Below are 26,549 nucleotides of genomic sequence, written 5' to 3'. Positions count from 1 at the left end.
GGGGCGGGCCGTCAGCGGTGCCGCGCGTGCGCCGCCCGGCGCCGCCGCGTCATCCACACCGCCGCGCCGCCGGCCAGCAGCAGCGTCCCGCCGCCGGCCGCCAGCACCGTCGTGCCGGAGGAGCCGGTGGAAGCCAGCTCCTCGCCGTCCGCCGTCGGCACCGCCCGGTTCGGCGCGGAGGACGGGGCGGCGGGCGTGCTCGGCGCGGCGGCCGCGGGCGAGGAGACCGCCGCGGCCGGGACGACGGCCGCCACCGGCTTCTCGCAGGAGACCGAGGCGACCCGCACCGTGCCGTCCACCTTCGCCACGTTCAGGTTCAGCGGGTTCAGCGCGACCTTCACCTCCAGGGCGGAGGCCGCCGCCGTGCCGGAGGTCACGGTCTTCTTGGAGAACTCGACGTCGACCGTGCCGATCGCCGGAACCTCCACGTGGGTCGGCGAGTCGAGGCCGACCGTGACCGACCTGCCGAGCACGGTCAGCCTGGCGGGCGCGACGACGTCCGCGGTCGGCGGCCCGTCCACCGGGCAGTTCGCCTCGGCGCTCATCGCCTCCAGGCCGAGCAGGGTGGTCAGCGGCAGGCCCGGCACGTGCACGTCCGCGTCGACCAGCTTGACGGACGCGGTGGCCAGCCGGTCGTCCGCCCTGGTGACCGACCGGCCGACCTCCGCCTTCACCAGCGTCACCGGCCGGCCGCCGTCCACCCCGTCGACCGTGGCGGTCAGCACCGCGCCGTCCCGCCGGGCGGGCGACTCGACCCGGTTCAGCGCCACCCCGACCGGCACCCGCACCGTGTTCAACAGGGTGACGTCCAGGGCGAGTTCGGCCGTCACCGCGCTCGCCCGGCCCGGTTTGGCGGGTGTGCCGGCGACGGCGTCGGCGGCGTGCGCGGGCAGCGGCAGCGCGACCGCGAGCGCGGCGGCGGCGAGGGCCGAAGCGGCGACCGAACGCAGAACAGACATGACAGGAACCCCCACGCGTGGTGACTGGCAGAGCGCACCCACGGCCTCACCCGGCGCCCGGCGGACCGCACGGGGCACGGGGAGGGGGACTCGCGCTCTCGACTGCCGCCAGTCTCTTCGAACAGTGCGTCACTCCAGCAACACAGAGCGTCATTTCACTCCTTCGGGTGAGGTTGACGCTCCGGACTGACCGTTTCCGCCCCTGTTCCGGTCACCACCGGAACGAACCGGACGCCTCCGCCCGCTAGGGCAGGCGCCAGTCGACCGGCTGCCCGCCCTGCCGGGTCAGCAGGTCGTTGGCCTTGCTGAACGGGCGGGAGCCGAAGAAGCCGCGGTCGGCCGAGTAGGGGCTGGGGTGCGGGGACTCGATGCTGGGCACCTGGCCGAGCCAGGGCCGCAGTTCGCGGGCGTCGCGCCCCCAGAGGATCGCGACGAGCGGGCCGCCGCGCGCCGCGAGCGCCTTGATCGCCTGCTCGGTGACCGCCTCCCAGCCCTTGCCCCGGTGGGCGTTGGGCTTGCGGGCCTCGGTGGTGAGGGCGCGGTTGAGCAGCAGGACGCCCTGCTCGGTCCACGGGGTGAGGTCGCCGCTGGTCGGGGGCGGGAACCCGAGGTCCTGCCCGTACTCCTGGTAGATGTTGACCAGGCTGGCGGGCGGCCGGACCCCGGGCGCGACGGAGAAGCTGAGCCCGACGGCGTGCCCCGGCGTCGGGTACGGGTCCTGGCCGACGATCAGCACCCGGACGTCCGCGAACGGCTGCTGGAAGGCCCGCAGCACCTGCGGTCCTGGCGGCAGGTAGGTGCGGCCCGCCGCGATCTCGGCGCGCAGGAAGTCGCCCATCGCGGCGACCTGCCCGGCGACCGGCGCGAGGGCCTCGGCCCAGCCGGGTTCCACTACTTCGTGCAAGGGTCGTGCAGCCATGACGGAAGCCTATCGGCCGCACTGACAACCGCAGTTCGCGAGCCCCCTCACCCCCCGGACCCGCCCCTGGCGCGGCTCCTCGTCCGCCACCGGTCCGCCCGGGGCCGGACCCCGCTCAGCGCACCCGGCCGTTGAGGACGACGTGCGCGGGCGCGGCGAGGACGCGCAGGTCGGTGCGCGGGTCGGCCTCGTAGAGGACGAGGTCGGCGGGGGCGCCTTCGGTGAGGCCGGGGCGGCCGAGCCACTCGCGGGCGGACCAGGTGGTGGCGGCGAGGGCCTCGACGGGGGTGAGTCCGGCCCTGGTGAGTTCGAGGGCCTCCTCGGCGACCAGGCCGTGGGCGAGCGAGCCGCCGGCGTCGGTGCCGAGGTAGATCGGGACGCCGGCGTCGTGCGCGGCGCCGACGGTGTCGTAGCGGCGGGCGTGCAGGCGGCGCAGGTGGGCGGCCCAGGCGGGGAACTTGGCCTCGCCGCCGGCCGCGAGGTCGGGGAAGGTGGCGATGTTGACCAGGGTGGGGACGATCGCGACGCCGCGTTCGGCGAACGCGGGGATCAGGTCCTCGGTGAGGCCGGTGGCGTGTTCGACGCAGTCGATGCCGGCGGCCAGCAGGTCGGGCAGCGACTCGGTGGCGAAGCAGTGCGCGGTGACCCGGGCGCCTTCGGCGTGGGCGGCGGCGACGGCCTCGGCGAGGGCGTCGCCGGGCCAGCAGGCGGCGAGGTCGCCGACGCCGCGGTCGATCCAGTCGCCGACCAGCTTGACCCAGCCGTCGCCGCGCCGGGCCTCGGCGGCGACGTACGCGGCGAGGTCGCCGGGTTCGATCTCGTGGGCGTAGTTGCGGATGTAGCGGCGGGTGCGGGCGATGTGCCGCCCGGCCCGGATGATCTTCGGGAGGTCGTCGCGGTCGTCGATCCAGCGGGTGTCGGCGGCGGAGCCGGCGTCGCGGATCAGCAGGGTGCCGGCGTCCCGGTCGGTGCGGGCCTGCTTCTCGCTGGTGTCGCGGTCGACGGCGCCGTGCGCGTCCAGACCGACGTGGCAGTGGGCGTCGACCAGGCCGGGCAGCGCCCAGCCGGTGAGGGTGGCGGCCGGTTCGGCGGCGGGCCGTTCGAAGGTCACCCGCCCGTCCACGGCCCAGAGTTCGTCCCGGACGTCGTCGGGTCCGACCAGCACCCGCCCCTTGATGTGCAGCACCGCGCGGTCTGTCATGGCAGGCACTGTACTCGGCGTCGTCCGCGGGCCGCCGGACGATCTGCGGCAGACTGTTCGACGGCGACCCCACGCCCGCCGGCCCGCCGGCCCACCGCACCGAAAGGCTCCTCGCGCATGCTGCTCGACCTTCCCCCGATGACCGCCGACCGGTTCGCCGCGATCGAGGACCGGGTGGCGGCACTGCTGCGCACCCGCAACGACGTGATCGTCACCCAGGGCGAGGCGCTGCTGCCCCTGGAGGCGGCGATCAAGGGCGCGGCGCACCCGGGCTCGACCGCGCTGAACGTCGTCACCGGCCCGTACGGGCAGACCTTCGGCGGCTGGCTGCGCGACGCCGGCGCGAAGGTCGTCGACCTGGCGGTGCCGTACGACACGGCGGTGAGCGCCGAGCAGGTCGCGGCGGCGCTGAACTCGCACCCGGAGATCGACTTCGTCTCGCTGGTGCACGCCGAGGCGGCGACCGGCAACACCAACCCGGTCGCCGAGATCGCCGAGGTGGTGCGGCAGCACGGCGCGCTGCTGATGCTGGACGCGGTGGCCTCGGTGGCCGCCGAACCGCTGCTCACCGACGCGTGGGGCGTCGACCTGTGCGTGATCGGCGGCCAGAAGGCGATGGGCGGCCCGGCGGGCGTCTCGGCGGTGTCGGTGAGCGGACGCGCCTGGCAGCGGATCGCCGCGAACCCGGCCGCGCCGCGCCGCTCCTACCTCTCGCTGCTCGACTGGAAGGAGCGCTGGACGGACGCCGGCCGCACCCAGCTCCCGCACGCCCCCGCCCAGGTGGAGATGCTCGCCCTTGAGGAGTGCCTGGCCGCGATCGACGCCGAGACCCTCGACGCGGTGATCGCCCGCCACCGCGCCGCGGCCGCCGCCACCCGCGCGGGCGCCCTCGCCCTGCCCACCCTCGCCCCGTACGTCCTGCGCGCCGAGGACGCCGCCCCGGTGGCCACCACCCTGCGCACCCTCGCGGACATCGACGCCGCCGACCTGGCCGCCGAACTCCGCCGCCGCGCCCCCCAGTTGCCCGTCCAGGCCGGTGGCGGCCCGCTCGCCGCCACCATGCTCCGCCTCAACCACTACGGCCCGGCCGCCACCCCGGAGACCGTCATCGCCGCCCTGGAACTCCTCGCCCAGGCCACCGCCACCCAGGCCGCCCCGGCGGTCGAGGCGGCCGCCGAGGCCTGGGAGCGGACGATCGGCTCCTGACCGGGAGCTCCGGGGGCCGCCGGCGCGGGCGGGGCGGGCGGGGCGGGCCCTCCGGGTGGCAGGGTTCGACCGCCGGTGGCCTCCCGTTCACCGGGCGGGCGGGCGGTGGACGTCCGGGCGGGCTTGGCTGGACAGCTCCGCGAAGTTGTCTGTACAAGTCCGTGCCACCGGAGGCTGCCCGATGTCCGTGTCCCACCCGTACTGGCTGCGTGACAACTGCCCCTGCGCCGACTGCCGCGATCCGCGCGGCGGGCAGAAGCGGTTCCGGATCGGCGACCTGCCGGACGGGCTGACCGCCGTCGAGGCGGTCGAGGACGCCGCCGGGCTGGCGGTGCTGTGGTCCGACGGCCACCGCTCGCACTACCCGGCCGGGTGGGACGCGCCCACCGGGCCGGACGGGCGCACCGAGCACGCCAAGCGGCTGTGGGAGGGGCGGGACTTCGCCCGCGGCCTGCCCGAGGCCGACTGGGCGGCGTACCTGGCCGACCCGGAGGAGCGGATCGCGGTGCTGGCGGCCGTGCGCCGCTCCGGGTTCGCGCTGCTGCGCGGCGTCCCGGTCGAGGAGGGGCGGGTGCTGGCGGTGGCGCGGAGCTTCGGGTACGTCCGGGAGACCAACTACGGCGAGCTGTTCGACGTCCGGGTCGAGCCGGACCCGGCGAACCTGGCGTTCACCGGCGTCGCCATCGACCCGCACACCGACAACCCGTACCGCGACCCGGTGCCCACCGTGCAGCTGCTGCACTGCCTGCGCAACGACCGCGCGGGCGGCGACTCCGGCCTGGTGGACGGCTTCCGGGCGGCGGCGCTGCTGCGCGACGAGGACCCGGCCGCGTTCGCGCTGCTGGCCCGCACGCCGGTGCCGTTCCGCTACCGCGACCGGGGTGCCGAACTGTCCGCCGAGCTGCCGCTGATCGGGCTCGACCCGTACGGCGCGGTCCGCGAGGTGCGGTTCAACAACCGCTCCACCGACACCGCCGCGCTGCGCGCCCGCGTCGGCGCGGAACTCGACGCCTTCTACGCCGCCTACCGCCGGTTCGCCGCGATCACCCTGCGCCCCGAGCTGCGGCTGGACCTCCGGCTCGCCCCCGGCGACTGCCTGGTCCTCGACAACACCCGCCTGCTGCACGCCCGCACCGCCTTCGAGCCCGGCGACGGCACCGGCGGCCACCGCCACCTGCAGGGCTGCTACGCCGACCTCGACTCGCTCGCCTCCACCCTCGCCGTGCTGCGCCGCGACACCGCCGTGCTGGACGAGCTGGAGGAGCTGTTCGCGGGCGAGGGCGCCGGCGAGTACCTGGGCGAGGCCGTCACCCTGGCCGCGCACATGCTGCAGGCCGCCGCGCTGGCCCGTGCGGCCGGCGCCCCGCCCGCCCTGGTGGCCGCCGCCCTGCTCCACGACATCGGCCACTTCCGGGGCAGCGGACGGGAGTTGATGGCGGGCACCGACAACCGGCACGGCGCCGCCGCCGCCGCCCGGCTGGCCCCGTTCTTCCCGCCCGCCGTCACCGAGCCGGTGCGCCTGCACGTCGACGCCAAGCGCTACCTGTGCGCCACCGAGCCCGGCTACCTGGCGCGCCTCTCCCCGGCCTCCGCCCGCACCCTGGCCCTGCAGGGCGGCCCGATGACCCCGGACGAGGCCGCCGCCTTCGCCGCGCACCCGTTCGCCGCCGACGCGGTCACCGTCCGCCGCTGGGACGAGGCCGCCAAGGACCCGGCCGCGCAGGACCCGGCCTTCGCCGAACTCCGGCCGCTGCTGCTGGAGTCGATGCGGCCCTGACTAGTCCAGCGCCACCGTCAGGTCGACCTCGACCAGCTGCCCGGTGTAGCCGAGCGCGGCGACGCCGAGCAGGGTGGACGCGGTGGTGAGGGCGGGGGCCAGCGGTGAGGCGTTCAGCCGCCGCCAGACCCCGCCGAGCACCTCGGGGCGGTCGCTCACCACGTAGACCACCGAGCGCACCACCCGCTCCGGCCCGACCCCGAGCGCGGCCAGCGCCGTCATGGCGTTGGCCGCCACCTGGTCGGCCTGCGCGTCCCGGTCCCCGGCGCCGACCAGCGCCCCGTCCGCGTCCAGCGGGCACTGCCCGGCCAGGTGCGCGGTCCGCCCGGCCTCCGCCACCGTGATGTGCGCGTACCCGGCGGTGGGGTGCAGTCCGGCCGGGTCGATGCGCGTGATGTCTCCCATCCGGCGATTGTCACCGCGGACGGGCGCGACGGCACCGGGTTTTCAGTCGTCGTCCCGGGCGTGCCGGGAGAGGGCGGAGGACGCCAGCGAGTTGTGGATGGAGAAGGCGACGGTGCCGGGCAGGTAGCGGTCCTGGGACCACTCGACGGGGGTGCCGGTCGGGTCGGTGGTGCGGCGCTTCTCGCGGAGCAGCGGGCTGCCCCGGCGGCAGGAGAGCAGGCGGGCGTCGTCGGCGTTGGCGGCGACCACGTCGATGGTGTGGTCGGCGTCGGTGAACAGGATGCCGTGCTCGCGCAGGGGTTCGGTGTGGGAGACCACGTCGGGCGGCAGCTGGGCGACCAACTCGCCGACCCGGGGCGGGTAGACGGTGCGTTCGACCATGACGGGGGTGCCGGAGAGGGTGCGCAGCCGGAGGGTGACGTAGACCTCGGTGCCGGGTTCGAGGCGGAGCTGTTCGCGTTCGGCGGCGTCGGCGGGGCGGCGGACCAGGGATTCGAGCCGGCCGCCGGGCTCCTCGCCCATCGAGCGGGCCCAGTGGGTGAAGGAGAGCAGTTCGGAGAAGGACTGGACCCGGGCGCTGCCGAGGACGACCCGGCGGGTGCCGCGGCGGGAGGTGACGAGTCCGTCGGCGCGCAGCAGGGCGAGGGCCTGCCGGACGGTGCCGCGGGAGACGCCGTACTGCTCGGCGAGGGCGCCCTCGGCCGGCAGCCGGCCGGTGTCGCCGAAGGAGCCCGAGGTGATGGCTTCCCGCAGGTCGGCGGCCACCTTGCGGTAGAGCGAGCCGGCGGCGCGGTCCTGGTCGAGTGCCACGTTCGTCGAGTTCCCTTGGCTGGTAAGGAGATTGGGCCGTGTCCTGCGCGTGACCGCGCGTACACCACTGACTGTAGCCCTTGCCCGGGGGGCTCCCGGAGCCGGGCGCGACCGTTCCCGCAGCCGCCCCCCGCCCTGGGCCGTCCGTTCACCTTCCCGTCACCGGCTTCGGGCGTACTTGCTTCCGGCGACGGAAGTTGGCTGGCCAACTTGGCCGGACGGCCGGCCTCGCCGCGTTCCGCGAACCCTCTGCGACCTCTGCAGCTCCCCCTCTTCCAGGAGACCTCCCCGTGACCGTGCACCGCCACCGCGCCGCCGCCCTCGCGGCCGTGCTGACCGCTGCCGCGCTCTCCCTCTCCGCCTGCGGCTCCGCCGGCTCGACCGCCAAGTCCGGTGACGCCGCCAAGGCCGGCGGCGGCACGGTGAACGCGAGGACCGCGACCTCGCTGGCCGACTTCGGCGGCATGGACGGCCTGGTGGCCGCCGCGAAGAAGGAGGGCAAGCTGCACGTCATCACCCTCCCGCGGGACTGGGCCAACTACGGCAAGTTGATGGACGACTTCAAGGCGAAGTACGGCATCGAGATCGAGGACGAGAACCCGGACGGCTCCAGCCAGGACGAGATCAACGCGGTCAAGTCCCGCAAGGGCCAGGACCGCGCCCCCGACACCCTCGACCTGGGTTCGGCGTTCGCGCTGTCCGCCGCCAAGGAGGGCCTGCTCGCCCCGTACAAGGTGGCCGGCTTCGACAAGATCCCCGCCACCATGAAGGACCCGGCCGGCCTGCGGGTCAACGACTACGGCGGCTACATCTCGATCGGCTGCGACGCCAAGCGGGTCGCCACCTGCCCGAAGACCTTCGCCGACCTGCTGAAGCCCGAGTACAAGGGCCAGGTCGCGCTGAACGGCAACCCGACCAAGTCGGGTTCGGCGTTCGGCGGCGTGTACGCGGCCGCGCTGGCCAACGGCGGTTCGCTGGACAACGTCCAGCCCGGCATCGACTTCTTCGCCAAGCTGAAGCAGTCCGGCAACTTCAACCCGGTCGAGTCGACCCCGGCGACCGTCGAGAAGGGCGAGACCCCGATCTCGATCGACTGGTCGTACCTGAACGCGGGCTACACCGACGAGTTCAAGGACAAGGGCGTCGACTGGAAGGTGGCCGTGCCCTCCGACGGCTCCTACGCCCAGTACTACAACCAGGCGATCAACAAGGACGCCCCGCACCCGGCGGCCGCCCGCCTGTGGATGGAGTACCTGTACTCGGTCGAGGGCCAGAACGGCTTCCTGGGCGGCTACGCCACCCCGGCGCTGTTCGACGCGATGAAGGCGGACGGCACCCTGGACACCGCCGCCGCGGCCAAGCTGCCGACCGTCGAGAAGCCCTTCACCACCTTCCCCAGCTCGGAGCAGGTCGACGCGGCCAAGAAGGTCGTCACCGACAACTGGGCCAAGGCCATCGCGGGCTGATCACCGACATGACCACGGCTCCCACCCCGGTGCCGGCCCCGGCCGCCGCTGACCCCAGCGGCGGCCCGGGCGCCCCCGGCACCGCCACCGCCCCCGCCTCCCCCGCCACCTCCCCCGCCGTGCCGCCGCCCGTCCGCCGCCGCCGTCCGCGCGGCGGCGCCTGGCTGGCCACCGTGCCGCTGCTGGCCTTCTTCCTGGTCGGTTTCGGCCTGCCCGCCGTCGCCATCGTCACCGGGGCGTTCACCGTCTCCGGCGACGCGGAGAGCGGCGCCGGCTCGTTCACCACCGCCAACCTGACCGACTCGGTGCAGGGCGCGTACTGGACGGCGCTGCTGTCCAGCGTGAAGCTGTCCGCGCTGACCGCGCTGATCGGCACCGTGCTGGGCGTCCCGATCGCCCAGGCCGTGCTGACCTCCCGGTTCCGGCTGCTGCGCGAGGCGGTGCTGACCGCCTCCGGCGTGCTCGCCAACTTCGGCGGCCTGCCGCTGGCGTTCGCCTTCGTCGCGACCCTCGGCAACGCGGGCGAGATCACCAGGATGTTCCACCTGACCGACCACGGCTGGTCGCTGTACAGCTTCACCGGCCTGACCGTCACCTACCTGTACTTCCTGGTGCCGCTGATGGTGCTGACCATCGCCCCCGCCCTGGAGGGCCTGCGCGTCCAGTGGCGCGAGGCGGCCCGGAACAACCGGGCCACCGCGCTGCAGTACTGGCGGCACGTCGCGCTGCCGATCCTGTTCCCCTCGCTGCTCGGCGGCTTCGTGCTGCTGTTCGGCTCGGCGTTCGCCGCGTACGCCACCGCCGCCGCGATGGTCGGCGCGACCGTCCCGCTGATCAGCCGGCAGATCGCCGACGCGCTCTCCGGCAACGTGCTGGTCGGCCAGGGCAACCTGGCGCTGGCGCTCAGCCTCGACATGATCATCGTCGCCGTCCTGGTGATGGCCGTGTACCTGCCCCTCCAGCGCCGGAGTGCCCGATGGCTCAGCTGATCTCCCGCCTGCGGGTCTGGCGCGGCGCGGTCCTGCTGCTGGCCGGCCTGTACTTCCTGGTCCCGATGGCCGCCTCGGTCTGGTTCTCGATCGACGACCGGGACGGGATCTCCTTCGACGCCTACACCGGCCTGCTCTCCGCGCCCGGCTTCACCGACAGCCTGGTGCTGACCCTGGAGCTCGCCGCCGTCACCGTCGTGGTGCTGCTGCTCCTGCTGGTGCCCGCGATGATCGCGGTCCGGCTCGGCGCGCCGAGGCTGCGCCCGGTGCTCGAAGTGGTCTGCACCCTGCCGCTGGTGGTGCCGCCGGTCGCGCTGACCGCCGGCCTGATCGGCGTGCTGCGCTGGGGCCCGGACCACCTGATGGACACGCCGTTCTTCCAGACCTTCGTGTTCGTCCAGCGGCCGGAGTTCCCGCTGGTCCTGGTCGTCGCGTACGTCCTGATGGCCCTGCCGCTGGCCTATCGGGCGCTGGACTCCGGGCTGCGCGCGGTGGACGTGCGCACCCTGGTCGAGGCGGCCCGCAACTGCGGCGCGAGCTGGCCGCGGGCCGTGCTCTCGGTGGTCGTGCCGAACCTGCGCGGCGCGCTGCTGAACGCCGCGTTCCTCACCCTGGCCCTGGTCCTGGGCGAGTTCACCACCGCCTCGATCCTCGGCTACCAGCCCTTCGCCGTGTGGATCTACTCGGTCGGCAACAGCCAGGGCCAGATGTCCGTCGCGGTGTCCGTGCTCAGCCTGCTGATCACCTGGGTGCTGCTGCTCCTGCTGGCCGCCGCCGGCCGCGAGCGCCGCCACAAGACCGCCCCCTGAAACGCCCACGGAGACCGCCACCCATGAGCACCGCCACCACCCCCCGTACCGAGGGCGCCGCCGCCACCGGCAGCGCCACCGTCGAATTCCGTTCGCTGCGGCGGACGTTCGGCACCACCACCGCCCTGGACGGCCTCGACCTGACCGTCCGCCCGGGCGAACTGCTCGCCCTGCTCGGCCCGTCCGGCTGCGGCAAGACCACCGCGCTGCGGATCCTGGCCGGCTTCGAGACGCACGACTCCGGCGAGGTGCTGGTCGACGGCGAGGACATCACCCGGATCCCCGCGCACCGGCGCGACGCCGGCATGGTGTTCCAGTCGTACAGCCTCTTCCCGCACCTCACCGCCGCCGAGAACGTCTCCTTCGGCCTGCGGATGCGCGGCGCCGGAAAGGCCGAACGGCAGCGCCGAGCCCAGGAGTTGCTGGAACTCGTCGGCCTCCCGCAGCGGGCCGGCCACTACCCGCACCAGATGTCCGGCGGCCAGCAGCAGCGCATCGCGCTGGCCCGCGCGCTCGCCCTCCAGCCGCGCGTCCTGCTGCTGGACGAGCCGCTCTCCGCCCTCGACGCAAAGGTCCGGCTCGCGCTGCGCGAGGAGATCCGCCGCCTGCAGCAGGAGCTCGGCATCACCACCCTGTTCGTCACCCACGACCAGGAGGAGGCCCTCTCGATGGCCGACCGGGTCGCCGTCCTGCGCGCCGGCCGCCTCGAACAGTGCGCCACGCCTTCGGAGTTGTACTCCCGGCCGACCACCGCGTTCGTCGCCGAGTTCGTCGGCACGATGAGCCGGGTCCCGTGCGCGCGCACCGCCGACGGCGAGGTCGAGGTGCTCGGCCGCCGCCACCCCGTGGACGGCGCCCTCCCCGCCGGCGGCGACCTGCACGTCCTGGTCCGCCCGGAGCACGTCGGCCTGGCCCCCGCCGCCGAGGGCGACGCCCTGGTCGTCGCCGCCTCCTTCCTCGGCGCCGTCACCCGCCTCACCGTCCGCCTCGCCGACGGCACCGAGGTCAAGTCCGACCTCCCCACCGAGACCGCCGCCACCCTCCCCCTCGGCAGCCGCGCCACCCTCACCCTCCCCGCCCGCCCCGTCCTGGTCGACCGCGCCCCGACCACCGCCCCCTGACCCCGACACCCGCCCGCCGCGCGCCAGTTGGCCCGTCCGACCGGCCCTCCGCGCCCGGAGAACCCCGTAAGGTACCGCCATGCCTGCACCCCGTCCCGCCGCCGTCCTCTTCGACATGGACGGCACCCTGGTCGACACCGAGCACCTGTGGTGGCAGGCCGCGGCCGAACTCGCCGCCGATCTGGGCCTCGCCCTGACCGACGACGACCTCCCGGACGTCCTCGGCCGGGCCGTCGAGCACACCGCCGCCCACCTGCGCCGCGGCAGCCGCACCGCCCGCCCGGAGGCCGAGCTGGTGGAGCGCCTGAACGAGTCGTTCGCCGCGAAGGTCGCGGCGCGGACCGTCCCGCGCCCGGGCGCGCTGGCCCTGCTCGCGGCGCTGCGCGCGGCGGGGGTGCCGACGGCGCTGGTCTCGGCGTCCCCGCGCCGGGTGGTCGACCTGGTGCTGGACGCGCTCGGCGCCCACTGGTTCAGCACCACGCTCGCCGCCGAGGACACCCCCCGCACCAAGCCCGCCCCGGACCCGTACCTGGCGGCGGCCGAGCGCCTGGGCCTGGCCCCGGCGGTGTGCGTGGCCGTCGAGGACACCCCGACCGGCGTCGCCTCGGCCCGCGCCGCGGGCTGCGCGGTGCTGGCGGTGCCGTCCACCGTCCCGATCCCGGCGGTGGCGGGCACCACCGTGCTGGACAGCCTGGAGCGCGCCGACCTGCCCTTCCTCGCCGCCCTGACCGCCGCCTGATGCCGTACGTCCTGCTGGCCCTGGCGATAGCGAGCGAGGTCTGCGCGACCAGCCTGCTCAAGCTCACCGACGGCTTCTCCCGGCCGTGGCCGAGCCTGGCCGTCGCGGCCGGCTACGTGCTCTCCTTCGCCCTGCTCGGGCGCGCGTTGAAGCACCTGCCGGTCTCGGTGGCGTACGCGGTCTGGTCGGGCGCGGGCACGGCGGCGGTCGCGGCGATCGGCGCGCTCTTCCTCGGCGAGCCGCTGGGCCGCCCGCAGTGGTGCGGGATCGCCCTGGTGATCGTCGGCGTGGTGCTGCTCAACCTCCGCCCGGCGCACTGACCTCGCGGCTTGACCCGGCCCCGGCGGGCGGCGACGATCCGGGGTCATGAGCGTCGAATCCACCCTGGCCAGGGCCGCGGCCGAACTGCGGGAGGGCCGCCACCCGCAGGCCCGGCTGCGGCTGCACGGCCTGCTGTCCGGCCGCCCGACCGACCTGGCGGTCCGCCGCCGGCTCGCCGACGCGTACCGCCTGACCGGGCACCTGGACGAAGCCGGCCGCTGGAACTACCTGGACGAGGCGCTGACCCCCGCCGAACTCGCCGCCTTCGAGCGGCGCTTCCGCGACCCGGCCCGACGGCTGGCTCTGCTGCGCTGGCCCGACCCCGCCCGCAACCCGCCGCCCACCCCGCCGGCCCGCCGCCGCCTCGCCGCCCTCCACCGCGAGGCCACCGGCACCGCCCCCGACTGGCCCGACCACCCGGAGGACGCCGCGACCCCGGCCCCCGTCCGCCCGCCGGTCCGCCCACCCGCCCGCCCGCCCGTCCGGCTGCCCTACGACCCGGCCGACCGCAAGCCCGAACTCCCGCCCCAGCGCGCCGCGTTGCGCCTCACCGCGCTGGTCTTCTGGGCGCTGGCCCTGCTCGTGCTGGCCGTACGGCTGCTCGCCTGACGCCCGCGCCGCCCGCTACCGGAGCGTTCCGCGGAGCGCGTCGACCCGGTGCGCGGAGGCGGTGAAGTCGTCCCGGTCGAGTTCGCCGGTGCCGAGCGCGGCGGTGAGCGCGGCCGCGGCCGCGTCGCCCTGGGCGACGTCCCGGCCGGAGCAGAGCAGCAGGTCGACGCCGGCGTGCGCGACGGCGAGGGCGCGCTGCCCGGTGCCGCCGAAGGGGTCGAGGGCCTTGGCCTCCAGCGCGTCGGTGACGGTGACGCCGTCGTAGTGCAGGCGGGTGCGCAGCTCGTCGCGGACGATCGAGCCGGACATCCCGGCGGGGCGGTCGGGGTCGAGTCCGGGGTAGACCGCCCAGGAGAACATCACCAGTTTGACGTCGGCGGCGATCGCGTCCCGGTAGGGGCGTTCGTCGACGCCGCGCAGCTGGTCGAGCGGGACGTCCAGGGTGACGGGCCGCTCGTCGGTGTTGGCGCCGGCGGGGGCGCTGCCGAGGCCGGGGAAGTGCTTGGCGGTGGCGGCGACCCCGGCGTCCTGCTGGGCCTTGAGGAAGGCGGAGCCGAGCCTGCCGACGGTGGCGGGGTCGCTGCTGTAGGAGCGCTGCGCGGAGTCGGCGAAGTCGCCGGGGGTGCGGTAGACGTCCAGCACGGGGGCGAGGTTGAGGTTGAGGCCGTACCGGGTGAGTGCGGCGGCGGCCTCCCGCCCGGTGCTGGTGGCGGCGGCGACCGGGTCGGCGGCCCGGCCGACGTCCTTCGCGGACCGCTCGGGCCCGCCGGGCACCCGCCGGACCACTCCGCCCTCCTGGTCGGTCATCAGCAGCAGCGCGCGCGGGTCGGGGCTCTGCGCCTCGGCCTCGCGCAGCCGGGTCACCGCGGTGCGCAGCGCGCCGGCGTCGCCGCCGACGTTCTCGGCGAAGAAGATCACTCCGGCGACCCGGCCCTGGCGCACCCGTTGCAGCAGCGCCTCGGGGACGGTGGTGCCGGGGTACGAGTAGACGATCCGCCGCCCGGCCAGCTCGGCGTCGCCCGCCCGCGCGGTGGGGGACGGCGACGGGGTCGGGGTGGGCGTGGGGCTGGGGGTCGGGGACGGGGACGGGCTGGGGGTCGGGTCGGGGCTCTCGGTGGTGGGGCTCGCGCTGGGTCCGGCGCTGCCGCCGGTCGCCGTCCCGGGGCCGGTGGAGGGGGCGCCGCCGCTGCCGCCGGGGGAGCCGCAGCCGGTGAGCAGCGCCAGTCCGAGGGTGAGTGCGCCGAGCGAACGCAGTGACCGCAGCATGCCCCCAGGTAAGCACGCGGGGGCGGCCCGGACCAGCACCGCGCGGCCCCGGGGCGTCGCCGGGACGCCACCGGGGCCGCGCGACGGGCGGTCGGCGGTCAGCGGTCGGCCAGCAGCCCGGGCAGGTCGGCGACCGAGGCGAGCACGTGGGTCGCCCCGTCGGCCCGCAGCCGGGCCTCGTCGTGGGCCCCGGTGAGCACTCCGGCCACCACCGAGGCGCCGGCCCGGGTGCCGGTGAGCATGTCGTAGCCGGTGTCGCCGACCACCGCGACCTGCCGCACCGAGTCGGTGCGGGTCCGCAGCAGGGCGGCGAGCGCCAGGTCGGGGTAGGGCCGGCCGCGTCCGGCGTCGGCCGGGCAGAGCGTCAGGTCGGCGATCTCCCGCCAGCCGAGCGCGTCCAGGATCCGGTCCTGGGTGGTGCGGGAGAACCCGGTGGTGAGCGCCACCTTCCGTCCCCGCCCGCGCAGTTCGGCGATCGTCTCGGCCGCCCCCGGCAGCGCCGCGCACCGCCCCTGGTCGACCTGTTCCTCGTACGCGGCCTCGAACGCGAGGTTGGCTCCCTGCGCCCGGTCCTCGTCGCCGAACAGGTGCCGGAACACCGAGATCTTCGACTCCCCCATCGTCGCCCGGACGTGCGCCAGCATCGCGGCATGCTCCGGGCTGCCGGTCTCCACCCCCTGGGTCCGCGCGGCGGCGGCGAACGCCAGCTCCACCAGTCCGTCGTCGGCGACGGTGGTGCCGGCCATGTCGAGCACCACCAGGGTCACTTCGTGCGTGGTCATGTTCGTCCTCACGTGTATCGGTGGGCCCCTCCGGGCCCCTACGGGCGGGCGTTCAGAGCCCGGCCGCGTCCGCGGTCGTCTCGGCGATGGCCGGCGAGCAGGTCATCCCGCGTCCGCCGGGCCCGGTCACCAGCCAGGCGCCGTCGGTGAGCCGCTGCCGGTGGACGACCAGGCCCGGGTCGGTGCACTGGGCGTAGACGCCGGCCCAGCGGCGGCGGATCCGGGGCAGCGGGCGGCCGAGCAGGTCGCGGGCGACGGCGGCGAGGTGGTCGTACGGGTCCTCGACGACGTCGAAGCCGAAGGGCTGGTCGTACTCGTGGGTGTCGCCGACGGTGAGTCCGCCGTCCTGCCGCTGCACCATGAGCAGCTGCATCCGGTGCTCGGCGGCGACGGCGGGTTGCGGCTGGCCGGCCCGCAGGGCGTCCAGTTCGGGGCTGGCGAAGGCGGGGTAGTAGCGGAAGGAGTCGCCGTCGGCGACGGAGGTGGTGAGGGTCTCGCCGAGCGGGTCGGTCTGCATCATCTGGAGGCGGACGCGGCGGACCGGCAGGTCGGGGGCGAGTTCGCGGACGAGGCCGCCGAGCCAGGCGCCGGTGCAGAGCAGGACGAGGTCGCCCTCGTGCAGCTGTCCGTGGTCGTCGCGGACGGCGCGTTCGCCGACCAGGTCGCGGACCTCGCGCCCGGGCAGGAAGGTGTAGCGGCCGGTGGCCTCCAGTGCGGCGCGCAGCGCGGGTTGGGCGGTGCGGGGTTCGACGGCGGCGTCGCGGGCGCAGTGCAGGCCGGCCAGGTGGTCGCCGCGCAGCGCGGGGTTGAGGGCGCGGACCTCGGCGGCGTCGAGCAGCCGGTAGCCGCGGGCCTCCGCGTCGGGGAGCTTCAGCGCGGCTTCGGCGACGGCGAGTTCGGCGGCGGTGCGGGCCAGGGTGAGCGAGCCGTTGGGCCGGAAGCCCAGGCCGGGGACGCGGGCGCCGATGCCCTCCCAGAGTTCGCGGGCGCGCAGTGCGACGTCCAGCTCCCGGCCGGCGGCGCGGCCGCTGACCCAGACCAGGCCGAAGTTGCGGACGGAGGCGCCGCGGGCCTCGGTCTCGCGTTCCAGGTGGACGACCTCGTGGCCGCGTTCGACTGCCTGCCAGGCGTGCATGGTGCCCAGCACGCCCGCTCCTACGACGATGACTCTCATGCGGACAGGCTCGGGCGCCGAGGTGGCCGCCAGTCGTCCGGACCTCGTCGCGGAAGTGAACCGCCCGCAAGAGTTGTCCATACAACCTGGCCGCCCCGGCGCCCCGGGCCCGCCGCTCAGCGCAGGACGCGCGCGTGCAGGTACTCGCGCCGGCCGAACCTCGGTTCGTCCACGGCGGTCAGCTCCTCCACCTGGAAGCGGTACAGCGCGGCCGGGCCGCGGCCCGCCAGGAAGTCCGCGGCCGCCGCGGGGTCGGCGGCGAACGCCGGGTAGCGGCCGCGGTAGGCGGCCAGCGCCGCCTCGGCCTGCCGGCCCCAGGCCTCGCCCGCGCTGCCGGTGAGCTGGACGCCGCGCAGCCCCTCGCCGTACCCGGCGGGCGGCAGGTGGACGGTGGCGGCGGCCCGGGCCTCCTCGGCCAGGTGCAGGCTGTGCCGGGTGGAGCGCTCGCTGACGAAGTACAGCACCAGGTCGGAGTCGAAGGCGTAGAAGGCCAGGTTGGCGTGCGGTCCGCGCTCGTGCCCGGCGGTGGCCAGGCTCAGCACCGTGCTGTCGGCGAGCAGGCCCTCCACCCCCGTCCCGAGCGCGTCCGCGGGCCAGTTCCCCTGGATGACGTCGAGTCGGTACGGCATGGCGCGTCCCTCCGCGGAGCTGCAGGAAAAAGCGGGCCGGGCGGGGGCGCCGCCCCCGCCCGGCCCACATGCTCCCGCCGCGCGGCGCGGCGGCACAAGGGGCCGGCCGGCCCGCGCGCTCAGGCCGTTCCGGCCCCCAGCACGGGGCCCAGCGGGCCGCCGCGCAGCCGCTGGACCAGCGGCGCGGCCCGGCCGGCCAGCAGCGTCAGCGGGGCGGCGACCAGGACGCCGACCAGTGCGGCGGCCAGCACGTCGTGCGGGTAGTGCGCGCCGACCCAGACCCGGGAGGCGCCCATCAGCACGGCGGCGAGCAGCGCGATCCGGCCGAGCCTGCGGTCGGCGTACCAGAGCGCGGTGGCGGCGGCGAACGCGGCCACCGTGTGGTTGCTGGGGAACGACCAGTCGCCGGGCGGCGGGCAGGCCTCCAGCGGCACCGTGGCGGGGATCTGCCGGCACGGCCGGACCTCCTCGACCAGCGACTTCAGCACCGAGTTGGCCAGGTAGGCGGCGACCACGACCAGCGGCGCGGCCAGCACCCGGGCCATCACCACCGGGTCGGCGGCCCGGGCCCGCCACCAAGCCCACACCATCAGCAGCGCGAACACCGCGAGGCCGAGCGCGGACCACTCCTCGACCAGCCGGTCGAGCCAGTGCGGCGCGGCCTCGGCCCACCCGGTGACCCGGGTGTAGAGGCCGCCGTCGATGCCGCTGCCGTCGTAGGCGAGCAGGCGGGCGGGGGGATGAACATTCGGGATCACAGGGACAACATGTACCAGAACGGGCGAGGCGGACGGCTCGCTCACGGCTCCGGGGAGCGGGGTCAGGGGCAAGGCTGGCGGACCTCCCGTTACGTTGGGGGGCGTCCGCGCGGGGGCGCACCCCAGCGTCTACAGTCCTGTAGACGTCGACAGGACTGTAGACGAATCCCGGAGGTTCGCGCGACATGACGGACGACACGACGGACGCCCCGACCGGCCCGCCCGCCCGTCGCCCCGCGGGCGAGCTCGAAGCCCAGGTCCTGGCCGTCCTCTGGGCCGCCGGCCAGCCGCTCACCCCGCAGCAGGTGCAGCGCGCCATCACCGCCGACCTGGCCCGCACCACGGTCGCCACCCTCCTCGCCCGGCTGCACGAGAAGGGGACCCTGACCCGCACCAGGGCCGGTCGCGCCTTCGCCTACACCCCGACCGTCCAGGACGCCGACGGCCTCGCCGCCCGCCGGATGCGCACCGAGCTCGAACGCGGCCGCGACCGCTCCACCGTGCTCGCCCGCTTCGTCTCCGACCTCTCCGACGAGGACGAACGGCTGCTCCGCGACCTGCTCGGGGAGCAGCCGTGACCATCGCCGTCTGGGCCCCGCTGCTGCTCCCGCTCCTGGCCGCCCCGCTCGCCCGCCGGCTCGCCGAGCAGCTCGCCCCGCGCGCCGCCGCCCTCACCCTGGCCGCCACCGCCGTCGCCCTCGGCACCGCCGCCCTGGCCTCGCTCGGCCTGCTCACCGTCACCGGCCTGCTCCACCTGCCGTACGGCGCCGCGCTCGCCCACCTCTCCCCCGCGCACCGGCACCCCGCCGCGCTCTTTGGCCCGGAGTGGCTGCCCGCCGCCGCCGGCGCCGGCGCCGCCCTGCTCGCCGCCGCCGGGCTGGCCGCCCGCACCGCCCACCACCAGTACACCGACCTGCGCCGGGCCCGGGCCGCCGCCAGCGCCGACCCGGCCGGGCCGCGCGTCCCGGGCCCGACCGCCCCCGTCCTCACCGTCCTCACCGACGACCGCGCCGACGCGTACGCGCTGCCCGGCCGCCCGCCCCGGATCGTCGCCACCACCGGCATGCTCGCCGCCCTCACCGCCCCCGAACGCGCCGCCCTGCTCGCCCACGAGCGCGCCCACCTGGCCGGCCGCCACCACCTGCTGCTCGCCGCCGCCGAGTACGCCGCCGCCTGCCACCCCGCCCTGCGCCCGCTGCGCCCCGCCCTCGGCTACCACCTGGAACGCTGGGCCGACGAGTGCGCCGCCACCGCCGTCGGCGACCGCGCCCTCACCGCCCGCGCGATCGGCCGCGCCGCCCTCGCCGCCGCCCGCCGCCCCGCCGACCCCCGCCCCCGCCTCACCCCCGCCGCCACCACCGGCCCGGTCCCGCGCCGCGTCCGCGCCCTCCTCACCGCCCCCGCCCCGGGCCGCCCCCGCCGCCCGCTGCGCCTCCTCGCCGCCCTCGCCCTCGCCTGCTGCCTCACCACCGCCACCGCGGCCGCCGCCGAGGCCGGCCACGACCTCCACGAGAGCGTCGAGACCGCCCAGAGCCCCTGACCCCACCCCGGGAAAACAGACCAGTCTGCATCATCTCTCGGACCCCTGGCGACTCTTTTTCCCGCCCCGGCGTGTCCCCCCCGACCGCCCTTAGGCTGGCAGACCGGACCGTGAGACGGGGGATGGCATGCGGCGGATCGGAGGCGGCGGGACACTGCCCGCCCGGCCGGAGATCGGCGACTCCTGGGCGCGGCTGCGCCGTCTCGGACTGGACCCCGAGCGCGCCCGCACCGCCCCCCGGCTGCGGCCGGCCGAGCTGGAGGAGGTCCGCCGCGCGGCCGGCCTGGAGCAGGTGCTGCCGGTGCTGCGCTCCACGCTCTTCCCGACCGGCGACTCCGCGCCGGTGCTGCTCGCGGTGGCCGACCCGAAGGCCCGGATCCTGTGGTGGGACGGCGAGCACCGGCTGAAACGGGAGGCCGACGCGCTGGGCTTCGGCCCGGGCGCGCTCTGGTCGGAGGACGAGGTCGGCACCAACGGCATCGGCCTGGCCGCCCGCACCGCCCGCCCGAGCACCGTGCACTCGGTCGAGCACTACCTGCACAGCCACCGGGGCTGGACGTGCGTGGCGGTGCCGGTCCGCGACCCGCGCACCGGCCGGCTGGCGGGCGTGGTGAACCTGAGCGGCCCGGCCGCCGACGGCCACCCCTACCTGCGGCAGCTGACCGCGACCGCGGCCCGGCTGGCCGAGACCGAGCTGCGGGCCGGGCACCTGGAGGCGCTGCACCGGCTGCGGACGGTCGCGGTGCCGCTGCTGGCGCGTTTCGGCGGGCCGGCGCTGGTGGTGGACGGCGCGGGCTGGACGGCCGCCGCGGTGGGCGTGCCGGGACCGCCCCGGCTCGCGCTGCCGCCGGACAGCTGGGGCGCCGGCGGGGTGTGCTGGGTGCCGACGCTGGGCGAGTGCGTGGTGGAGCCGCTGGCCGACGGCTGGCTGGTGCGCCCGGCGCCGCCGGGACCGGCCGAGCTCGCCGAGCAGGCCGAGTCCGCCGAGCTGGAGCTGGACCTGCGCCGCCCGGACCGCCCGGAGCTGCGGGTGCGCGGCAGCGCGGGCGCCTGGTCGCACGCGCCGAGCCCGCGGCACGCCGAACTGCTCCTGCTGCTGGCCCTGCACCGGGACGGCCTGAGCGCCGCCCGGCTCGCCGAGGCGCTGTTCGCCGACCCGGCCCGCACGGTCACCGTCCGCGCCGAACTCTCCCGGCTGCGACGCTACTTGGGCGCACTGCTGGAGGCCCGCCCGTACCGGCTGACGACCTGCGCCGAGATCGCCGTGCTCGGGCCGGACGACCCGGACGACCTGCTGCCGGGCTCGCTCTCGCCGACCGTCCGGGCGCTGCGGACCGACCTGGCCCACGGCGCCCTCCGGCTCCCCGGCCCCCGTCAGCCGCCGGCCAGCAGGTCGGCCAACTCCTCGTCGCTGGGCAGCAGTTCGCCGATGCTGCCGTCCGGCACCACGGCGTAGGTGCGTTCCAGCCAGGCCCGCACCCGGTCCTGCGGGGCCTCCAGCAGGGCGCTGCCGTACGGGGACTGCAGCGCCAGGTGCAGGGTCGGGCCGTGGCAGGGGCAGTGCGCGGGCCACAGCTTGACGTCGCCCTGCCCGCTGAGCGCCTGCAGGCCGTCGCGCAGCAGGTCACGGGAGAATACCCAGTCCGCTTCGTCGGGTCGCCCCAGGTGGAAGGTCAGGCGCACCTCGTACGGGGCGGCGGCCGCGTAGCGGAAGCGGGTGCGCACCTCACCGACCAGGTCCTGGTCCAACGCGATCCGCAGCTCCAGGACCTCTTCCACCGCCGCGGGGGGTGCGGCGGCTCCGTTCCGGCTGCCGCCCGTGGGGGTGGCGGCGGTCGGCGGGTCGGAAGGGGCGGGCAGGGGGTCGCACGGCATGACGATCGCTCCGAAGCGGCTGGGTACCGTTCCAGCGTGCTCCGGCGCACGCCCCTCCCGCAACGGTTGCAGGGGGTTGCACGGGCCGTTCCGGGTGGCCGTTTCATGCCACCGTCGCCGCGGCGGCGGGCGCCAACTCGCCCTGCCGGGGCGGGACTCGATTCGGTCCACGGGTTTCGCCCGGGATCTGGCGGTCCGTCATACCGCTGGTAGTCTCGTCCCTCCCGCCCCGTTCGTCCGGGCCCCTCGGGGTCGACGCGCGGGGTGCGGCGTCACGTGCGGACCTGTACCAGGAAGGGGAGAGCCCGGTGGCGCTCCGCGAGCACTCCAGGCCCGTGCCCACGGGCCGGTCGGGACGGCACGGCCGGCCCGGACCCTTCGGCGGGCGGCTGCGGCTGCCCACCATCCGGTTCTCCGGCGCCGCGATGGCGATGTCCACCGTGGTCGGGATCAGCCTGGCCACCACCTGGCTGCTGAACGAGCAGCAGCAGATCGCCCGCCGGGTCGGCGTGACCGTCGGCGGCCCGCCCGTCCCCAGCCCGGACCCGACGCCCACCGGGACGGCCGGCTCCGCGCCCGCGCCGACCGTGCAGGCCGCGCCCGTCCCCACGGTCGGCGACTCCCCCGTCCCGGGCCCCCGCCGCACCGGCGCCCCGGCTCCCGGCCCGCACCCGGCCGCGGCCTCCGCCCCGGCCCCCACCGCGCCTTCCGCCACCGTGCCCTCCGCCGCCGCTTCCACCGCCGTGCCGAGCGCCGAGGCCGACCCGAGCCCGTCCGCGAGCCCCTCGCCCTCCGGGAGCGGCCCGTCCGCCCCGGCGGTCCGCCCGGTCTCGCTGGCCCCGGGCCCGTCCGCGACCCCCTCCCCCTCGCCGTCGACCGGCACGCCCCCGCCGGCCGCCGCCCTGCCGCCCCGCACCCTGCGCGGCGAGAGCGGGCTGGACGCCCTGGGCCCGACCGGCACCCGGCACACCCTGCGGCTCACCCTGGACGAGGCGATGACCGCCCTCCAGGTCGAGCTCCGCCTCAACCGGCCCGCCACCCTCCCCGGCACCGCCCCCGCCACCGACCTCCCGGGCGCCGTCCCCACCATCGCCCTGGAACGCGACACCCTGGTGTACCGCTTCACCACCCCGCCGGACCTCCCCCTGCGCCCCGGCACCTACACCTTCACCGTCACCGGCGCGGCCACCACCCCGCTCCCCGCCGCTGCCGAGACCTGGACCGCCTCCGCCTTCGCCCTCCCCACCACCCGGGCCGTCGCCGCCCGCGGCGCCTTCGCCTGAGCGGCGGGCCCGAGCCGCCCCGCGCGCCGGAGCCCGCCGACCGGCGGGCTCCGGCCGCCGCTACCCGCCGAAGGCGACCCGGACGGCCCGGGTCCGCCGCAGGTCGTCCGTCGAGTCGGCCAGGTTGCGCCGCAGCGCCGGCGTCAGCACCGGGTCGGCGAGGACCGCCTCCGCCGCCGCGACCACCTCGGGGGTGGCCTCGGCGTCGGGGAAGAGGTTCTGGCCGAGCAGGCGGGTGACGGTGTCGCTGCGGTCGGCGGCCTCGGTGATCCGCTCGAAGAAGCGCAGCGCGTACCCGGTCTGCCGGTCGGGGTCGCCGGAGGCCCAGAAGCCGCGGGCGGTGGCCTCCAGGATCCGGTTGGAGGCGGCGTCGGGGGTGAAGAGCAGGTCCCAGGCGGCGGCCTTGGCCGCCTCGTCGGGCCGCGCGGCCCGGGCCCGGGCCGCGCCGTACTCGGCCTCGCTGCCCGGGTCCCGGGCCTCCTCGGCGGCGATCGCGTCCTCGTCGGCCTCGCCGAGCGCGGCCAGCCGGGCCAGGGCGGCCCAGCGCAGCTCCGGTCCGAGGTCCATCCCGTCCGGCAGTCCGTCGCCGGCCAGCCAGCCGCGCAGTTCGGCGAGTTGGTCGGCGCCGCCGCTGCTCTCGACGGCGGCCCGCAGCGCGGCCAGCCGGATGCCCTCGCTGCCGCCGCCGGCCAGCAGCGCCCGGGCGGTGCGACTGACGGCGGCGAGGCCGTCCGCGCGGCGCGCCGGGGGCAGGTAGCGGGCGGCGACGAAGGCGCGGGCGAAGGTCAGGACGCGTTCGACGATGCTGTCGGAGGTCTCGGCGGGCAGGTGGCGTTCCATCAGGTCGAGGTAGACCCCGGGGTCGATCTCGGCGTCCCGGACGAGGTCGCGGGCGTGCTCCCACAGGACGGCGCGGGTGACGTCGTCCCCGATCGCGGACAGCGACTCCCGCACCGCCTGCCAACTGCCGTCGTCCAGACGGATCTTGGCCCAGGTGAGGTCGCCGTCGTTGGGGACGACCAGGGTGGCGCCGGCCTCGACCGGGGCGGGGACGGCGACCCGGCGGCCGGGGCCGAGCTCGACGGCGGCGCGGCCGGCCGGGACGACCCGGCCGTCCTCGACCCGGTAGCCGCCGACCTCGATCAGGTGCGGCCGGCTGCCCTCGTTGACGACGGTGAGCGCGGTGAGGGTGCCGTCGGCGGCCCGCTCGGTCTCGGCGCGCAGCGTGTCGACGCCGCTGGTGCGCAGCCAGGCGTCCGCCCAGCCGGGCACGTCGCGGCCGCTGCTGGCGCTCAACGCGGCCAGGAAGTCCGGGAGTTCGGCGTTGCCGTAGAGGTGGTCGGCGAAGTACGCGTTGAGGCCGGCGAAGAAGGCGTCGTCGCCGAGCCAGGCGACCAGCTGGCGCAGCGCGGAGGCGCCCTTGGCGTAGGAGATGCCGTCGAAGTTGACCATCGCCTCGGCGACCGAGCGGGTGCCGTTGCCGGCCACCGGGTGGGTGGAGGCGCGCTGGTCGGCGTCGTAGCCCCAGCCCTTGCGCTGGACGGAGAAGCCGGTCCAGGTGCCGGTGAAGCGGGTGGCCTCGGCGGCGATCCGGTAGCCGAGCATCTCGGCGAAGGACTCGTTCAGCCACAGGTCGTCCCACCAGCGCATGGTGACGAGGTCGCCGAACCACATGTGGGCCATCTCGTGGCAGACCACCATGGCGCGGCGTTCGCGCTCGTCGGCGGTGGCCGGGGAGCGGAACAGCATCTCGTCGCGGAAGACCACGCAGCCGGGGTTCTCCATCGCGCCCCAGTTGAACTCGGGGACGAACGCCTGGTGGTACTCGCCGAACGGGTAGCGCTCGTCGAAGAGTTCGTGCAGCCGGTCCAGCGAGGCGGCGGTGACCTCGAACAGCTCGGGCGCCTCGCGGTCGAGTTCGGCGGCGAGCGAGCGGCGGGCGTGCAGGCCGAGCGGGATGCCGTCGTGCTCGCCGTGCACGGAGTGCAGCGGGCCGCCGACCACGGTGAACAGGTAGGTGGAGATCGGCTTGGTGGGCGCGAACTCCCAGCTGCCCTTCTCGCCGGTCACCTTGGCGCCGTTGCCGACCAGGGTCCAGTCCTCGGGGGCGGTGGCGGTGAGCGTGAACGGGGCCTTCAGGTCGGGCTGGTCGAAGCAGGCGAACACCTTGGCGGCCAGGTCGGGCCCGCAGGTGGCGTACACGTACACCGCGTCGTCGGCCGGGTCGGTGTAGCGGTGCAGGCCCTCGCCGGTGCGCGAGTAGCGCATCTCGGCGTCGACCCGCAGCTCGTTCTCGGCCCGCAGGGCGGGCAGCGCGAGCCGGTTGCCCTCCAGCGCGGCCGGGTCCAGCGGCTGCCCGTTGAGGACGGCGGAGCGCAGGACGGCGGGGTCGACGTCGACGAAGCTGTCGACGCCCGGTTCGGCGCACCGGAACCGGATCACGGTGGTGCTGCCGAACCGGTCCGGGCCGCGGGTCAGGTCGAGGTCGACGTGGTAGCCGTCGACCTCCAGCAGGCGGGCACGGACAGTCGCTTCGGATCGTTGCAGTGCTGGCATGTCCGCATGCTCGCCGAGGCCGCCCGGGGTGGGCAAGCGTGTTCGGGCCGGATTCGCTCGCGGCGTACCCCGCGGGGCGGAACGGTTTGGCTAGGCTCTGGGCGAACGGCGATTCGAGGAGGAGCACGTGACGACTGTTCTGGTGCAGGGCGGCAACGCATCCCTGGGCTCGGCCCGGGTGGTGGTCGAGGTCACCGCGCCCAAGCGGCTGGACGTGTCGGGGCTGCTGCTCACCGCCGCCGGCAAGGTCCGGTCGGACGCCGACTTCGTGTTCTTCAACGCCCCGCAGGGGCCCGGCGTGACGCACCGCCCGGGCTCCGGCAGCACCCCGGACGCGATCTCCGTCGACACCTCGGCGGTGCCCGGCGAGATCTCCCGGATCGTGGTCACCGCCTCGCTCGACGACCAGCGGGCCACCTTCGCCGGCACCGAGCCGACCGCGACCCTCCGGGACGCCGACACCGGCCGCGAGCTGTTCACCTTCACCCCGCCGAGGCTGACCCGGGAGACCGCCCTGGTGGTCGTCGAGGTCTACCGGCGCGGCACCGAGTGGAAGGTCCGCGCGGTCGGCCAGGGGTACGCCGACGGGCTGGCCGGCATCGCCACCGACTTCGGCGTCTCGGTCGAGGAGGCGCCCCCGGCCGCCGCCGCCACCGCCCCGGCGGCCCCCGCGGCCCCGCCCGCGCCGCCGGCCGCCCCGCCGGCCCCGGCCGCCGCCCCGCAGGCGCCCGCCTCCCCGCCGCCGATGCCGTCCGGCTCGCCCGCCGTCGGCAAGATCACCCTCGACAAGGGCCGGGTCAACCTGGTCAAGGGCGGCTCGGTCTCGCTGGAGAAGGCCGGCAAGCCGTTCCTCGCCTCGGTCCGGATGGGCCTCGGCTGGGAGCCCGCCGGGCGCGGCCGCAACATCGACCTGGACGCCTCGGTGATCGCCTTCGACGCCAAGCGCGAGAAGCTCGACACCGCCTGGTTCATGAAGCTGTCGGTCTTCAACGGCGCGATCGCCCACTCCGGCGACAACCTGACCGGCAAGGGCGGCGGCGACGACGAGGCGATCACCGTCCACCTGGGCGGGCTGCCGCCGGAGGTCTGCGGCCTGGTCTTCGTGGTCAACTCCTTCTCCGGGCAGAAGTTCACCGACATCAAGAACGCCTACTGCCGCCTGGTCGACACCGCCACCGAGGAGGAACTGGTCCGCTTCGACCTGGCCCAGTCCGAGCCGCACACCGGCGTCGCCATGTGCAAGCTGGTCCGCCAGTTCTCCGGCGAGTGGGTGATGACCGCCCTCGGCGAGTACGTCGACGCCAAGACCGCCCGCAGCATGGTCAAGCCCGCCGCCGCCATGCTCTGACGGGCCC

Annotated in this window: 26 protein-coding genes; 14 read left to right on the top strand and 12 right to left on the bottom strand. The window is 76.1% G+C overall.

Annotated elements, in window-relative coordinates:
* Positions 1-11: 11 nt before the first annotated feature.
* The 3 genes from ACZ3J7_RS18215 to ACZ3J7_RS18205 form a co-directional block, all read right to left on the bottom strand.
* Complete coding sequence (locus ACZ3J7_RS18215) at positions 12-959, bottom strand: SCO1860 family LAETG-anchored protein (protein ID WP_465621911.1); 948 nt, start codon at positions 957-959, stop codon at positions 12-14.
* Positions 960-1,203: 244 nt separating this feature from the next.
* Entirely contained in the window at positions 1,204-1,878 is a 675-nt protein-coding gene (locus ACZ3J7_RS18210; protein ID WP_465621909.1) for a uracil-DNA glycosylase, read from the bottom strand.
* A 115-nt stretch (positions 1,879-1,993) separates the two neighbouring features.
* Positions 1,994-3,079 (bottom strand): amidohydrolase family protein, encoded by a 1,086-nt coding sequence (locus ACZ3J7_RS18205; protein ID WP_465621907.1) that lies wholly within the window; start codon positions 3,077-3,079, stop codon positions 1,994-1,996.
* A 117-nt stretch (positions 3,080-3,196) separates the two neighbouring features.
* Between ACZ3J7_RS18205 and ACZ3J7_RS18200 the strand changes: the two genes are divergently transcribed.
* Together ACZ3J7_RS18200 and ACZ3J7_RS18195 are read left to right on the top strand one after the other, a co-directional pair.
* Complete coding sequence (locus tag ACZ3J7_RS18200) at positions 3,197-4,285, top strand: aminotransferase class V-fold PLP-dependent enzyme (RefSeq protein WP_465621905.1); 1,089 nt, start codon at positions 3,197-3,199, stop codon at positions 4,283-4,285.
* Between the two features lie 181 nt (positions 4,286-4,466).
* Positions 4,467-6,062 (top strand): TauD/TfdA family dioxygenase, encoded by a 1,596-nt coding sequence (locus ACZ3J7_RS18195; protein ID WP_465621903.1) that lies wholly within the window; start codon positions 4,467-4,469, stop codon positions 6,060-6,062.
* On the opposite strand, the gene ACZ3J7_RS18190 is transcribed toward ACZ3J7_RS18195, so the two are convergent.
* The gene (locus ACZ3J7_RS18190) at positions 6,063-6,467 is read right to left on the bottom strand and encodes a Rid family hydrolase (RefSeq protein ID WP_465621901.1); all 405 of its coding nucleotides are present in this window, start codon (positions 6,465-6,467) and stop codon (positions 6,063-6,065) included.
* Between the two features lie 42 nt (positions 6,468-6,509).
* Entirely contained in the window at positions 6,510-7,277 is a 768-nt protein-coding gene (locus tag ACZ3J7_RS18185; RefSeq protein WP_465621898.1) for a GntR family transcriptional regulator, read from the bottom strand.
* Between the two features lie 290 nt (positions 7,278-7,567).
* Between ACZ3J7_RS18185 and ACZ3J7_RS18180 the strand changes: the two genes are divergently transcribed.
* From ACZ3J7_RS18180 to ACZ3J7_RS18150, 7 genes are all read left to right on the top strand, one after another.
* Positions 7,568-8,743 (top strand): ABC transporter substrate-binding protein, encoded by a 1,176-nt coding sequence (locus ACZ3J7_RS18180; RefSeq protein WP_465621895.1) that lies wholly within the window; start codon positions 7,568-7,570, stop codon positions 8,741-8,743.
* Between the two features lie 8 nt (positions 8,744-8,751).
* A complete protein-coding gene (locus ACZ3J7_RS18175; RefSeq protein WP_465621893.1) occupies positions 8,752-9,732 on the top strand; it encodes an ABC transporter permease in 981 nt (326 codons plus the stop codon).
* Positions 9,720-10,541 carry an ABC transporter permease gene (locus ACZ3J7_RS18170; RefSeq protein WP_465621891.1) on the top strand — a complete coding sequence of 274 codons (822 nt, stop codon included), beginning with the start codon at positions 9,720-9,722 and terminating at the stop codon, positions 10,539-10,541. The genes ACZ3J7_RS18175 and ACZ3J7_RS18170 overlap by 13 nt, the downstream gene beginning before the upstream one ends.
* A gap of 23 nt (positions 10,542-10,564) precedes the next feature.
* Complete coding sequence (locus ACZ3J7_RS18165; RefSeq protein WP_465621889.1) at positions 10,565-11,662, top strand: ABC transporter ATP-binding protein; 1,098 nt, start codon at positions 10,565-10,567, stop codon at positions 11,660-11,662.
* A gap of 79 nt (positions 11,663-11,741) precedes the next feature.
* Positions 11,742-12,401: an HAD family hydrolase gene (locus ACZ3J7_RS18160; protein WP_465621887.1), complete on the top strand. Its 660-nt coding sequence runs from the start codon at positions 11,742-11,744 to the stop codon at positions 12,399-12,401.
* The gene (locus ACZ3J7_RS18155; RefSeq protein WP_465621885.1) at positions 12,401-12,721 is read left to right on the top strand and encodes a DMT family transporter; all 321 of its coding nucleotides are present in this window, start codon (positions 12,401-12,403) and stop codon (positions 12,719-12,721) included. Before ACZ3J7_RS18160 ends, ACZ3J7_RS18155 begins: the two co-directional genes overlap by 1 nt.
* Positions 12,722-12,767: 46 nt before the next feature.
* On the top strand, positions 12,768-13,331 hold the full coding sequence (locus ACZ3J7_RS18150; RefSeq protein WP_465621882.1) for a DUF6584 family protein: 564 nt from the start codon (positions 12,768-12,770) through the stop codon (positions 13,329-13,331).
* Between the two features lie 15 nt (positions 13,332-13,346).
* Here ACZ3J7_RS18150 and ACZ3J7_RS18145 read toward each other — a convergent pair whose 3' ends face one another.
* The 5 genes from ACZ3J7_RS18145 to ACZ3J7_RS18125 form a co-directional block, all read right to left on the bottom strand.
* Positions 13,347-14,597 (bottom strand): glycoside hydrolase family 3 N-terminal domain-containing protein, encoded by a 1,251-nt coding sequence (locus ACZ3J7_RS18145; protein ID WP_465621879.1) that lies wholly within the window; start codon positions 14,595-14,597, stop codon positions 13,347-13,349.
* Between the two features lie 98 nt (positions 14,598-14,695).
* Complete coding sequence (locus tag ACZ3J7_RS18140) at positions 14,696-15,379, bottom strand: phosphonatase-like hydrolase (RefSeq protein ID WP_465621877.1); 684 nt, start codon at positions 15,377-15,379, stop codon at positions 14,696-14,698.
* A 52-nt stretch (positions 15,380-15,431) separates the two neighbouring features.
* The gene (locus ACZ3J7_RS18135; RefSeq protein ID WP_465621874.1) at positions 15,432-16,553 is read right to left on the bottom strand and encodes a TIGR03364 family FAD-dependent oxidoreductase; all 1,122 of its coding nucleotides are present in this window, start codon (positions 16,551-16,553) and stop codon (positions 15,432-15,434) included.
* 116 nt (positions 16,554-16,669) lie between these two features.
* Positions 16,670-17,182 (bottom strand): hypothetical protein, encoded by a 513-nt coding sequence (locus ACZ3J7_RS18130; protein ID WP_465621871.1) that lies wholly within the window; start codon positions 17,180-17,182, stop codon positions 16,670-16,672.
* Between the two features lie 119 nt (positions 17,183-17,301).
* A complete protein-coding gene (locus tag ACZ3J7_RS18125) occupies positions 17,302-17,940 on the bottom strand; it encodes a phosphatase PAP2 family protein (RefSeq protein ID WP_465621867.1) in 639 nt (212 codons plus the stop codon).
* A 185-nt stretch (positions 17,941-18,125) separates the two neighbouring features.
* On the opposite strand from ACZ3J7_RS18125, the gene ACZ3J7_RS18120 reads away from it, so the two are divergent.
* The 3 genes from ACZ3J7_RS18120 to ACZ3J7_RS18110 all read left to right on the top strand — a co-directional run bounded on the left by ACZ3J7_RS18120 (position 18,126) and on the right by ACZ3J7_RS18110 (position 20,936).
* Positions 18,126-18,518 carry a BlaI/MecI/CopY family transcriptional regulator gene (locus ACZ3J7_RS18120; protein WP_465621865.1) on the top strand — a complete coding sequence of 131 codons (393 nt, stop codon included), beginning with the start codon at positions 18,126-18,128 and terminating at the stop codon, positions 18,516-18,518.
* The gene (locus ACZ3J7_RS18115) at positions 18,515-19,480 is read left to right on the top strand and encodes a M56 family metallopeptidase (protein ID WP_465621863.1); all 966 of its coding nucleotides are present in this window, start codon (positions 18,515-18,517) and stop codon (positions 19,478-19,480) included. The genes ACZ3J7_RS18120 and ACZ3J7_RS18115 overlap by 4 nt, the downstream gene beginning before the upstream one ends.
* Positions 19,481-19,607: 127 nt before the next feature.
* Complete coding sequence (locus ACZ3J7_RS18110) at positions 19,608-20,936, top strand: GAF domain-containing protein (protein WP_465621861.1); 1,329 nt, start codon at positions 19,608-19,610, stop codon at positions 20,934-20,936.
* Here the strand turns inward: ACZ3J7_RS18110 and ACZ3J7_RS18105 are convergent.
* The gene (locus tag ACZ3J7_RS18105; RefSeq protein ID WP_465621859.1) at positions 20,855-21,355 is read right to left on the bottom strand and encodes an SsgA family sporulation/cell division regulator; all 501 of its coding nucleotides are present in this window, start codon (positions 21,353-21,355) and stop codon (positions 20,855-20,857) included. The two genes, ACZ3J7_RS18110 and ACZ3J7_RS18105, sit on opposite strands and share 82 nt — an antisense overlap.
* A 308-nt stretch (positions 21,356-21,663) precedes the next feature.
* Between ACZ3J7_RS18105 and ACZ3J7_RS18100 the strand changes: the two genes are divergently transcribed.
* On the top strand, positions 21,664-22,638 hold the full coding sequence (locus tag ACZ3J7_RS18100) for a hypothetical protein (protein ID WP_465621857.1): 975 nt from the start codon (positions 21,664-21,666) through the stop codon (positions 22,636-22,638).
* Positions 22,639-22,698: 60 nt separating this feature from the next.
* On the opposite strand, the gene pepN is transcribed toward ACZ3J7_RS18100, so the two are convergent.
* Complete coding sequence (gene pepN, locus ACZ3J7_RS18095) at positions 22,699-25,194, bottom strand: aminopeptidase N (RefSeq protein ID WP_465621855.1); 2,496 nt, start codon at positions 25,192-25,194, stop codon at positions 22,699-22,701.
* Positions 25,195-25,333: 139 nt separating this feature from the next.
* On the opposite strand from pepN, the gene ACZ3J7_RS18090 reads away from it, so the two are divergent.
* Positions 25,334-26,542, top strand: a complete 1,209-nt coding sequence (locus ACZ3J7_RS18090; RefSeq protein ID WP_465622145.1) for a TerD family protein — start codon at positions 25,334-25,336, stop codon at positions 26,540-26,542.
* Positions 26,543-26,549: the final 7 nt, after the last annotated feature.

Source organism: Kitasatospora sp. NPDC015121, assembly GCF_055562955.1.
This window is presented reverse-complemented; position numbering and strand designations above follow the sequence as displayed.